This window comes from Deltaproteobacteria bacterium (assembly GCA_016874755.1).
Classification (GTDB): Bacteria; Desulfobacterota; Binatia; order UBA9968; family UBA9968; genus DP-20.
Genome location: VGTH01000013.1, coordinates 68,815 through 80,320 on the forward strand (window position 1 = coordinate 68,815; position 11,506 = coordinate 80,320).

10 protein-coding genes are annotated in these 11,506 nt (G+C 56.6%); 2 read left to right on the forward strand and 8 right to left on the reverse strand.

The window, feature by feature from the left end; genetic code table 11:
• Positions 1–3 precede the first annotated feature (3 nt).
• From FJ145_10215 to FJ145_10250, 8 genes are all read right to left on the reverse strand, one after another.
• Complete coding sequence (locus tag FJ145_10215) at positions 4–1,794, reverse strand: hydantoinase B/oxoprolinase family protein (protein MBM4261794.1); 1,791 nt, start codon at positions 1,792–1,794, stop codon at positions 4–6.
• A gap of 113 nt (positions 1,795–1,907) precedes the next feature.
• Complete coding sequence (locus FJ145_10220) at positions 1,908–3,965, reverse strand: hydantoinase/oxoprolinase family protein (protein ID MBM4261795.1); 2,058 nt, start codon at positions 3,963–3,965, stop codon at positions 1,908–1,910.
• 125 nt (positions 3,966–4,090) lie between these two features.
• Entirely contained in the window at positions 4,091–4,438 is a 348-nt protein-coding gene (locus FJ145_10225; GenBank protein ID MBM4261796.1) for a hypothetical protein, read from the reverse strand.
• 47 nt (positions 4,439–4,485) lie between these two features.
• The gene (locus FJ145_10230; GenBank protein MBM4261797.1) at positions 4,486–5,517 is read right to left on the reverse strand and encodes an ABC transporter substrate-binding protein; all 1,032 of its coding nucleotides are present in this window, start codon (positions 5,515–5,517) and stop codon (positions 4,486–4,488) included.
• 3 nt (positions 5,518–5,520) lie between these two features.
• On the reverse strand, positions 5,521–6,108 hold the full coding sequence (locus FJ145_10235) for an ABC transporter substrate-binding protein (protein ID MBM4261798.1): 588 nt from the start codon (positions 6,106–6,108) through the stop codon (positions 5,521–5,523).
• 50 nt (positions 6,109–6,158) lie between these two features.
• Positions 6,159–7,613, reverse strand: coding sequence for a hypothetical protein (locus tag FJ145_10240; protein ID MBM4261799.1), 1,455 nt, complete (start codon positions 7,611–7,613; stop codon positions 6,159–6,161).
• A gap of 29 nt (positions 7,614–7,642) precedes the next feature.
• Positions 7,643–9,145: a cytochrome c gene (locus FJ145_10245; protein ID MBM4261800.1), complete on the reverse strand. Its 1,503-nt coding sequence runs from the start codon at positions 9,143–9,145 to the stop codon at positions 7,643–7,645.
• Between the two features lie 84 nt (positions 9,146–9,229).
• Complete coding sequence (locus FJ145_10250; GenBank protein MBM4261801.1) at positions 9,230–9,661, reverse strand: hypothetical protein; 432 nt, start codon at positions 9,659–9,661, stop codon at positions 9,230–9,232.
• A gap of 222 nt (positions 9,662–9,883) precedes the next feature.
• Between FJ145_10250 and bioB the strand changes: the two genes are divergently transcribed.
• Both bioB and FJ145_10260 read left to right on the forward strand, forming a co-directional pair.
• The gene (gene bioB / locus FJ145_10255) at positions 9,884–10,864 is read left to right on the forward strand and encodes a biotin synthase BioB (GenBank protein ID MBM4261802.1); all 981 of its coding nucleotides are present in this window, start codon (positions 9,884–9,886) and stop codon (positions 10,862–10,864) included.
• 80 nt (positions 10,865–10,944) lie between these two features.
• Positions 10,945–11,454 carry a DUF3617 family protein gene (locus FJ145_10260; GenBank protein ID MBM4261803.1) on the forward strand — a complete coding sequence of 170 codons (510 nt, stop codon included), beginning with the start codon at positions 10,945–10,947 and terminating at the stop codon, positions 11,452–11,454.
• The last annotated feature ends 52 nt before the right edge of the window (positions 11,455–11,506 follow it).

The following is an 11,506-nucleotide window of genomic DNA, read 5'->3' on the forward strand; positions in this document are numbered from 1 at the left end:
CGGCTAATTTGGAATCTGTAATTTGGAATTTGCAATGGCGGCGCGTCGCAAACCGTTTGTCGCCGCCATATCCAACTCAAAGCGCCGTCCTACTTGCGTGATTGCCACGCCGTAATCGCGCCGCGCCGCATCGACCGACACGTACCCAGAGCGCACGTCAGCTAAGACCTGTTCCGCCGCACGCTCTCTGGGATTCCAAAATCCACCGCCGCCGCCGGTCTCGATGGTAAAGCTGTCGCCGTTGTCGATCTCCGTCGGGTGAATCTTGCCGGTTTCAAAGGTTTTGACCGAGCCGTCTTTGTGCGTGATAAAAATTTGATTCGCCAGCGCGTCCTTACCATCGTGCAATCCCCATGGCGCGCAAAGTGTGCGCTCGACGTGGGCATGAATCGTCGCGCGCCGGCGCATGCGCACTTCGTTCGACACGCCGAGGCCGCCGCGAAACTTGCCCGGCCCGCCGGAGTCCTGGCGCAGCGAGCGGTGCTCGACGATGATCGGGTTCTTCGCTTCAGTGGCTTCCACCGGCGCGTTGTGGGTGTCGCCGTCGTTTAAGCACACCGTCGCGTTCTTGCCGTCTTCGTCGTGCTTGGCGCCCCAGCCGCCGCCGGGGTGGCCGATGTGCGACCAGAAAAAGCGCCCGGTTTCAGGATCAAAGCCATGCGGGTTCACCGTGCAGAGATCGGCATAGTGCCCAGCCATCGTGCGCTCCGGGCAGGCTGGCGCGAGCGCTCGAAAGAGTGTGTCACACACGGTCATCGGCACGGTCATCCACACCCGCACCGGCGCCGGTTTCACCGCGCTGATCACCCGTCCCAGCGGAAGAATGATCTTCAGAGGGCGAAAGGAGCCATCGTTGATGGGCATCAGCGTCGGCGAGGTGATGCACTTGAAGACTACTTCCGCAGCCGACCGCCCCGCGGTGACACCGGAATTGTAATAGCCCGACACCTGCGGGCTCACGTTGCTGAGATCGATGGTCATCTGGTCGCCTTGGACCTCGACACGGACGCGAATCGGAATATGCTTAAGGTGATTGACGCCGTCGTCGTCCATGAACGACTCGGCTTCATAGACACCGTCGGGAATCTGCCGCACCGCGGCGCGGGCGAGCTTTTCGCTCTGGTCGTAAATCAGTTGAATACTGTCTTTGAACGCCTGATTGCCGTAGCGCTTCAAAATATTCATGACACGCCGCTCACCGGTGCGGATCGACGCGAGCTGCGCGCGCATGTCGCCCATGGCGCGCTCCGGCACGCGCACATTGGCTTTGATGATCGCGGTGATCTCAGGGTTCTCCACGCCCTCGCGGAAATGCTTCACGAACGGCATCTGCAAGCCCTCGGAAAAAATATCCCGCGTCACGCCGCCCAACTGACCGCCGATGTCCTGCCAATGCGCCATCGACGACGAGAACGCCACCAGCTCGCCGTCGTTGAAGATCGGCAGCGTGTAGATCATGTGATTTAAGTGGCTACCCATGATGTAGCTGTCGTTGGTGAGGAGGATATCGCCGGGCTTGATATTGTCCTTGCCCCAATGGGCGACTTTCGATTTGATCGCGTCCGACAACCCACGCACGAACATCGGCAAGCCAAGGCCGATGGAGATCGTATTACCGTCGGCATCGAACAGCCCGACGGTGAAATCCTCCGCCTCGTAGATAATCGTATGATACGCCGTACGCATCAGATTGGTCTTCATCTCTTGGGTGATGGCGACCAGTGCGCTGCGGATGACTTCCGCCGTGAAGGCGTCGACCGCGCTAGCGGCCGGATTCGAGATTCCAGATTTCATATTCCAAATTCCAGATTAGTTACTTCGTATTGCAGAGCTGCACGCCAGGTCAGATGCCAATCCGATATTCCATGACGACAATCTGGAATATGAAATTTGGCATCTGAGATTCGTCATTGGGCGTTGCCAAGCGCAATGATGAGATACCCAAACTCATTCACGGTCACTCTATCTCCCGGCTCCACAACCGTCGTCGAAGCCACCTCTTCAATAATTGCGGGACCTTGAATGACGTTGCCGGCCAGCAACTTCGCGCGATCGAAAACCGGTGCGCTGACTGCGCCGGTGCCTTCGAAAATTACTTTGCGCTCACCGCGCCGCGAATCCTGTGGAGGCGTAGCATCACCATTCGCAATGCGCGGTAACTCCGGCTTGTTCAACCGGCCAATGGCCGAGACGCGCAGGCTGACGATATCGGCCGATTCTTCCGGTGCGCTGTGGCTATAGCGTAAATCATGGGCTTCGTCGAAGCGGCGCTTCACTTCGGCGCGCGCATCCTCACTGCCGACATTCGCTGGCATGCTTACCGCCACGGCGTGCTCTTGGCCGACGTAGCGCATGTCCGCCGCGCGCTCGAAGGCAATGCGGTCGACAGGAATGCCGGAGTCGAGCAGCGCTTTGCGTCCTTCGTCTTCAAGGGATTTGAATTGCGCCTCCAGCTCGCTCATCGCGAGATCGTCCATGCGCTCGAACAGCGTCTGCACATAGTCGCGGCGCAAATCCGCCATGAGCATGCCCAGCGCGGAAAAATGGCCCGGCGCATTGGGAACAATGATTTTGCCGATGGATAATTCTTTTGCCACCGATGCCGAGTGCAGCGGCCCGCCGCCGCCATAGGCGACCAACGTGAAATCGCGCGGATCGAGGCCGCGCTCCAGCGTCACATGGCGCACGGCATTGGCCATTGCCGAAGTGGCCACTTGCAACATGCCGGACGCCGCGCGTTCCAAAGTCACATTCAATGGTTTCGCCAGACGATCGTTCAGCGCTCGTTCCGCAGCACCGCGATCCAAGCGCATCTCCCCGCCGAGAAACATCTCCGGCGAAAGACGCCCAAGTATCACATTGGCATCCGTCACCGTTGGCTCAGTGCCACCGCACCCATAGCTCGCCGGGCCCGGCTCCGCGCCAGCGCTCTTCGGTCCAACATGTAGGCCGCCGCCTTCGTCAAGATACGCAATGCTACCACCACCGGTGCCGACTTCGACGATGTCCAGCACTGGAATACGGATCGCCAAACCTTCGTTGTAGCCGCCGATGAAATAATCCGGTGACAAGCTCGGCTCACCGCGCCGAATCACGCACGCCTTGGCCGTCGTGCCGCCCATGTCGAAGGCGATAGCCGCTTCGAGATCGAGTACCTCGCAGAGCGCCATGGTGCCGACGACGCCGCCCGCCGGCCCCGACTCCATCATTTGAATGCACTGGCGGCGCGCCAGCTCGACCTCGGACAGACCACCGTTGGACTGCATAATCATCAAGTTACCAGCGAATTTCTTATCATGCAGCCGCCGTTCCAAGTCGCCCAAATACTGGCTCACCTTGGGCCCGACGTAAGCGTTAGCCGCTACCGTCGACGTGCGCTCGTACTCACGATATTCACGCGACAATTCATGGGACACGCTAACAAATAATTTGGGATTGGCTTCCAGCAAGATCTCGCGCATGCGCAGCTCATGCTGCGGTGCGCGATAAGAGTGAAGAAACAAAACCGCGACGGCCTCGAACTCTTCTTCTTTGAGAATCCGCGCCACCTCGCGCGCTTCAGCATCATCAAACGGCGTGCGCACCGAGCCATCGGCAAGCATCCGCTCGGCAACTTCGAAGATATCTTCCCGCGGCACCAGCGGCCGGTGCTTGCGGAAGCGCGGATTGAACGACTCCGGTCGATTGATCCGACCGATTTCGTAAACGTCGCGAAACCCTTTGGTCGTCACAAGCGCGGTCTTGGCACCCTTGCGCTCGATCACCGCGTTGATGACCACTGTCGACCCGTGAATCAGTGTCGTTGTCTCGGGGAAACGAACCGATCCTTTGATCAATCCATCCAACACGCCACGCGCCAACTCCGCCGGCGTCGACAAAGTCTTTGCAAGGGACACGCCACCCTGGCGCTCATCGAAGACGACTACGTCTGTGAATGTACCACCGATGTCGACTGCAACTCGCATTTCTTCGCTCCGCTTAGAATTACAAATTCCACATTACAGATTCCAAATTGCTTCGCGTCGAAGAATTTCTCGCTTAAACGGAGGATCTTGAATCTGAAATTTGGAATCGCGCGCCAACGGGCGCGCTACCCGCATCGATGATTCGCCAGAAATTCCCCGAGCCACTTGTTCCACACCAGATCGATCTCGTGCAACGCTGCGGCATAGCCTTCGGCACCGCCTTGCACCAACGCAGCAACCCGGAGATCGACTTCCGCCAAGTGCGGATCGGCGCAGAAATTATCACGCACGACGACCAAACCCTCGTTCGAGAGCGACGTTATGACCTTGTCAAGCTCTTCGTTGCTGATATTCGAGCGACGCAGCAAAGCCATTAACTCGCTCATGAAACAAGCTTTCCCATTGCGGCCACGCAACGCTTTCAAAACAATAACTTTGATATCGACAGCAGTCGAGCTCGAACTCTTGCTCATAGCTTAATCTGGAATTTGAAATCTGGAATTTGAAATCCCAACCGCCGTCACGGCACTTTGTACCCCAACTCCTTTGCCACCTCGCGCGCAATTCGGTCGTCGGCAATCTCTTCGAACGTAACCTTACGATCAGTGAACTGACCCGCGGCTTGCAGCGACTTGATGATCAAATCCATCCCCTCGCGCGTCGGCACGCCGCTGCCACTGACAGTTTGCTTCAAAGCTTCGAACGTGTCTTCGGCGGCTTCTTTATCGACCTGCAAGTATTTCAGGATCAACGCCGTGGTCCTTTCCTTGGAACGTAGGATTTCCTGTTTCGCAAGCTGCATGCCGCGCAGCACACGCTTGACCTCGTCGGGGCGATTACGAATCGTCGAGAGCATGGTGGTCAAGCCGCCGAGCGGCATCTTCACGCGGGAACCGACGTCGAGCACTTCGCGAAACTTCTTTCGTTTAGCGTAAAAATCGAACGGTGGATTGAAGATTGCCGCATCCACGGTTCCGGACTCCAAAGCCGGCAACTGCTGCGGCCCGCCCAAAACCACATAGGCGAAGTTCTTAGGGTTCTCACCAGCCCCTTCAAGGGCGATCTGTAGCGCAACGTGGGAGGTGCCACCCAATCCGGTGATGCCGATCTTCTTGCCGCGCAGGTCGCGCAGGTTCTGAATCTCGGGCCGCGCCATCAGCGAATAAATCAATTGATCCGAAGCGAACCAGACGCCGCGCGACTGCATGCCGCGCAGCGTCGCGCTCACCGACGCGGGACCCACGCCGGAAAAATATTGAATCTCGTTCGCCATCAGCGCCATGTTGCCGACCTGCGAGCGGATCTGCACAATCTCGACGTGCAAGCCCTGCTCTTCGAAGATCTTCCATTGAATGCCGCCGTAAAGTGCTACGCAGCAAATGCCGCCGCTCGGATAGGCAATGCGCACGCGGGTTAGCTTCTCCTGGGCTCCCGCTGGCGCAAGCGCCGCCCCAATCAACCACCCTGCCAGCACAATTGCGAGTTTTAGACTCATCGCCAAATCTCCGCGCCCATTTCGGACTCTGAACATTTTCAATTTTCCATTGTCCATTTTTCAATTTTTGTATCTTTTGCCCATTTCGTCAAAAAATCTCTCGTTCTCTAACTTCTGCAGCAAGCTCAGGTCGACAAATTGCTCGGGTTTGGCCGTCTTGCCCTGCGGCATCTGCGCTGCCGACATGTCGACCAGGTTCTGAATGCCTTTCATGGTCGGATAGGGTTTTCTCGGCGTGCGCTTCAAATAATGCTGGTAGGAATATTCGAGCACTTCCACATCGTTGGTTCGCATGTATTTAGCAAGGCTCTTGATCGTCGCGTCGATGCGCCCGGCGCCCATCGCCACCAACCGTTCGGGCCCTGTCCCTGTCGGCACAAGTGTGACGTCTTTCGGATCGATGTTAACGCGCTTGAATAAAATCAACGCCGCGTTGTGCGTCGCCGAGCCAAAACCGCTGATGCCGAAGCGCTTGCCTTTTACCTGCTCGATGCGGGTCATCGTACCGAGCCGGGCCTGCACCGTCTGGTCGCAGGCGTTCGCCACTGAGGCGACGAGAACAATATCGTGGCCCTGCAAACCAGCAATGATCACGTTGCCAACGGTTACAATCGGCGGATCGCCAGCAGTCAGTGCCTGGATCGACAAAGTTCGCGGTGCGGCGTAATTGACGCACCCTTCCCGCTTTCACGGTTTCCTCACATCGTCTTCAGGTATTCAATCAACGCGTCTTTGTCTTTAGCCGGCAAGTCAGTACCAAACTCGTGGCCTTGGTTGCTGCTGGCGCGCTCGTTGACGTCGAATTTGGTACCGACCCTTTTCGCCTCGTCGCCCTCGACAACAAAGCCGACGTTAACCAAATCGTAGACGTCATGGCCGCGATAAAAAACCTTGGGTCTCTCGTTCACCGGCTTTAGTAGATCGCGCAGGGTTGGCACCGAGCCATTATGCAAATAGGGCGCACGCAGCCAAATGCCGTCAAGGAAGGCAGCGATGTAACCGCTCGGCTCGTTCTCCACCAAACCCTTGCGCTCGATGCCGAAGCTGCGAACAACTTTGTTCGACTCGATGGCTGCCTGCTTACTCCAAGTAGCCAACCGTTCTTTGTCGGTGCCAACTTCAGCGATCGGTATCCGTGTGCCGGTGCGCTCGCTGCGATGGCAGCGCCCACAGTTGTTGTCAAAGACAGCTTTACCAGCGTCTGCGAGCGGCTGATTTATCGGGAAAGGATACTTAGGCGCCTGCAGCCCGCCCAGATATTCGACTAGCCAATCGACCTCCTTTAGAAACGCCGTGCGATCTTTGGGCGCCGCTCCGAGTAGTCCCAATGCGGAATCGATGATAACCGAATAGGCATCGTGGCTGTCACCGGCAAGATTCATCAAATGGCCCTTCTCGGGCACATACTTTTTCAGATTCCACACTGACGGCATGTCCGTCGGGCCAATACTGTTGTCCATCGGCTGGTTGAGCATGAAATATTTTGTCAAGTTCATCGCATCGTCGCGGCCGCGGCCCCAGAGCGGAAATTCTTTGTGATAGACCCACTTGAACTGCGCCTCCCGCTCCAGCAGCCGCTTCTTGGTGATTGGAATCAGAATGAAGCGATAGATCAGCCGGTCGATGAACGGCAATTTGTAGACCAGATCGATCTCGCTCAAAATGTCTTTCGCGTTGAAACGCGGGTCCTTGGCGCAATCGACGATAAAACGAAAGAAGGCCTGCAGATTCAGCGTGTGATTGGGCCCAGCGACGACAAAAGTAGGATTCTCGTTTAGACCCCTACGATAGCTCGCCGTATGGCAGGCCGCACAATTGTTGGCCACGCGGGGAAAGCCGATGACTTTTTTGGTAAAGCCGATGGGCATCTCTTGCCCTTGCTCCCAGTTAACCCCGAGCGCGGCATAGCCGCCCGGGCCCGGGAGTTTTTCCGGGAACATACGCGGCAAAACAAACCAGATCCAATAGGGAATGCCGGCGTCGTTTTCCGCACCAATGGAACCGTACTTAAACCGCATCTCGGGCGACGCGGTCACCCAATCGGGCTGTGGCTCTTCGCGGAAAAACTTGTGCCAACCGAAGAGCGCACCGACGGCCACCAAGATTAACAAAAACGCCAAGTAATATTTCCAACGCGATCGCTTCCCCGCCATCGTTGCTCCCAAGTATGTCCAAGCACCCGCTAGAACGTTTTCAAATACTCCACCAAGGCCTCTTTCTCCGCGGCCAATAGCTCGGTCCCGTAGGCCTTTCCCTCGTGTCCCCGATTCGAATTGCCCGGTTGAGCGGTATCGTAGAGAAAATACTTTCGGTTCGCCTCGGCACTCACGTTAGAAACGAAGCCGAGATTCTTTTGATCGTAAACATCATAGCCGCGGTAAAACGTCTTGGGGCGTTTCGCGCTGGGCTCCAACAGGTCACGGACCGTTGGCACCGAGCCGTTGTGCAGATAGGGGGCGCGCAGCCACAGCCCGTCCAACGGGCTATTGGCGTAGCCGAAGGTTTTACGAAAGTGACTGAAGCGTTCATCGCCGTAACCGGCAAAGATGAGATTTTGATTGACTGCGACTTCGTAGGTGTAGGAGTCCAAACGACGCTCATCGGTGCCAATTTCAGCGATCGGCACTACTTTACCGACATACTCACCGCGGAAGTCTTTGCCATCGGCGCCATGACAACCGGCGCAATATTTTTTGTAAATCGGCGCACCCTGATCGGCCAAAGCTTTGTCGATTTTGAAAGGAAAGGGGTCGGCCGGCAAATTGCGCAGCCAATCGGCAACTCGCTTTAAACTTTGGCGATCCCCGGTGGGCGGGGTGATCCCAGTGCCCATGGCAGCACTCCGATTGCGTTCTTCCAACGAGACGTTGTTGCCGTCCCAGTGGAGATTCATTTTCATGCTTTCCCGCTGACCTTGATTCCAAATAGATGGGAAATCCGTCGTCCCGATGGTTTCTTTGGGCGACAGTTGCTCGGGAGGAAAATTGAAATAAGCCTTGAGGGGATTGAAGGTATCCACCCGTCCCGGGCCCCATTCTGGCTGCTGCTTGATAAAATCTAAGCGATCGCGCAGCGTCAGAATACGCTCCCGCATGTAGTAGATCCCGTAGAAGCGCAGCACCAACCGATCGAGCAGCGGCAACCGGCCAACCCCCTCTCGTTTTCGAATGACGTCGATTTGGCGCAAAATATCCTGCGGCGTGAAACGGCGGTCTTCACCAGTGGCGAAGAGAAAGCGCATGAAGCCGCGAAAATCGAAAGTGTTGGCGGGCATGGCGGCATAGACCCTCGGCTCACTTTGTGCGGTCTCACGCACGGTACCGGCATGGCAGAAAGCGCAGTTGAGCCAAACCACATCGAAACCGAGATAGCGCCGCTGCGACATGCCGACCGGGAGCTCCTTGCCCTTCTCAAAAACAAAGCCCACCGACTGCCAACCCTCTTGACGGTTGGGCAATTTGTCCTTGAACAGCTCCGGTAGCGCGCGCCAGATCCAATAGGGAATACCGAATTCATGCTCGCTGCCCAGAGAGCCGTATTTGAAATGCTCGCGGTCGTCGGCATATTGCACCGGTACATCGGCAGCAAACCGACCGAGCGAGTAGGCAGCGGCGATGGTTGCTAGAATCGCCAGGCCCACCGACAGAAGGCCTAAGCGGTAGAGAAAACGTTGCAGTCGCGACATCAGGTTGTGCCTCCGTCATGGCAGCAAGTTGTCAAGTCGACGGTGAGGAAATGATTTGCCGCCACAACCCTCGTGGCGGGCATGCTAAAATTTCAAGGCGAAATCGATCAACCGTTTCTTGTCCCAATAGACTTTGCCGAGATAAGGCTTCGGCTCGATCTCGCGCATTTCATCGCGAATCCACTGCGCGATCACCGAGGTGTCCGAGTAGTCGAGAACAATGCATTCCTTGTTATCGAGCCAGCTTGGCGCCTTGTAGACTTTGGCGATAATCGCGTTGAGACCAAAAGGCAGGATGCGATTTTTCAGTTGCCCCTTTTGCGCGTCGAAGACCTTCCCCTGCCATGCAAAGTGGCTGACGAATCTTGCAAGGTCGGCAGAATAGTTGGTACCGGGAGCGATGATCGCCGTGCCCTCGCCTTCGCCGCTAGGGATATTGCCCGCGCTACTTTTGCTGAAGAGTTCGTCGAGCTCAGCTTGGGAGAGCGTGAGGAGCTTCGCAACATCATAAGCCATGGTTCATTCCTCCTTGGTTGAGAGAGCAGATCCATCTGAACCGCGACTGCACGACCGATGATGCGTCTGTCATTGCACACCTGCTCGTCGCGCGTCAAGCAACAAGGCGACTAACGGCGTACCACCCTAATACCTGCCTTCGTTAATGCAAACAGCCTTTCCTCGCTCGTTGCACCCCTCACCCCTGCATGTTAAAAACGCTCTTAAATTCGGAGGATTTGAATGGATTTTCAGCAACTGGCGGAGAAAGCGCTCAAGGGAATCTTGCCGGAGCGCAACGAATTGCGCGAGGTTTTAAACGCGCCGGACGAGCAGCTACCCGAGATTCTGAGCGCGGCGTTCAAGGTGCGGCATCATTATTACGGCAAGCGCGTGCAGATTCACGTTTTGCAGAACGCCAAGAGCGGGCTGTGCCCGGAGGATTGTCACTATTGCTCGCAGTCTTCAGTCTCCGCTGCGCCGGTCGAAAAATATACCTTCATGTCCAAAGACAAACTGGTCGAAGCGGCGCGCAACGCCAAGGCGGCCGGTGCGGTGCGTTTTTGCATCGTCAACAGCGGCCGCGGGCCGACTAACAAGGAAATAGACGAGATCACCGACGCGGTACGCGAGATTCGCACTGAGACCGGCATGAACATTTGTTGTTCGCTCGGTTTGATGAACGACGACAAAACCCAGAAGCTTGCCGAGGCCGGCGTCGGCCGGGTCAACCACAATTTGAACACCAGCCGCGAGCATCACGCCGACGTTGTCACCACCCACACCTATGACGACCGGGTATCGACGATTGAAAGCGTCAAGCGCGCCGGCATCGGCACTTGCTCTGGTGGCATTATTGGCATGGGCGAAAGCGACGACGACATCATCAATCTCGCCATGACACTTCGGGCCATGGGCATCGACTCCATACCGGTTAATTTTCTAAACTCGATTCCGAAAACCCCCTTTGCGAAATTGCAGGAACTAACGCCGCAGCGCTGCTTGAAAACACTCTGCCTATTTCGTTTCGTCAATCCGAACAAAGAGATTCGCGTTGCCGGCGGTCGCGAAGTCAATTTGCGTTCGCTGCAGCCGTTGAGCCTCTATCCGGCCAACTCGATCTTCGTCAATGGCTATTTGACTACGCCCGGTCAAGACGCCACCGATGCGCATCAGATGATCCGCGATCTGGGCTTTGAGCTCGATCAGCCGGCGGCGATCTAGTCTGTTGTTCGAGTTTCGCGTTTTGGGTTTCGGGTTTTCAAACCTGCCGCGTGTTTTGCTCGGAAACTATTGAGGCAAGCATGAGCAAACGACTTCTATCTTTTACATTGGTGTTCGCCGCAGCCACTGTTTTCGCCGCTTCAGCCGACATGCCGAAGCGCAAACCCGGGTTGTGGGAAATCAAGGTCGCCACGGGTGCCAAACAAAGCCACACCATGGAGCAATGCATCGACGAAAAAACTGACGATCTGATCAACAGCAGCATGGGCGGTCCCAGCAAACCGGATTGCAGCAAGATCGAAATGCGCCGCGATGGCGACAAATGGGTCAGCGAAGCGGTCTGCAAGATGGGCGGCAGCACGATGACAACCAAGGGCGTGTTTACCGGCAAGTACGATTCCGCCTACCGAGGCGACCTGAAAACAACTTACAATCCGCCGCTGCACGGCATGCGCGAGTCGGCGACGACCATCGACGCCAAATGGCTCGGCGCTTGCAAAGCCGGCCAAAAGCCCGGCGACATTTCCATGCCCGGCATGCCGAACATCAATATCAACGAGATGATGAAGCAGATGCCGAAAGGACGTTAAGCAGGCTCCCCCAAGGTTTGCAAAGTCCGGGTGAATCCCTTAACCTCCGGTC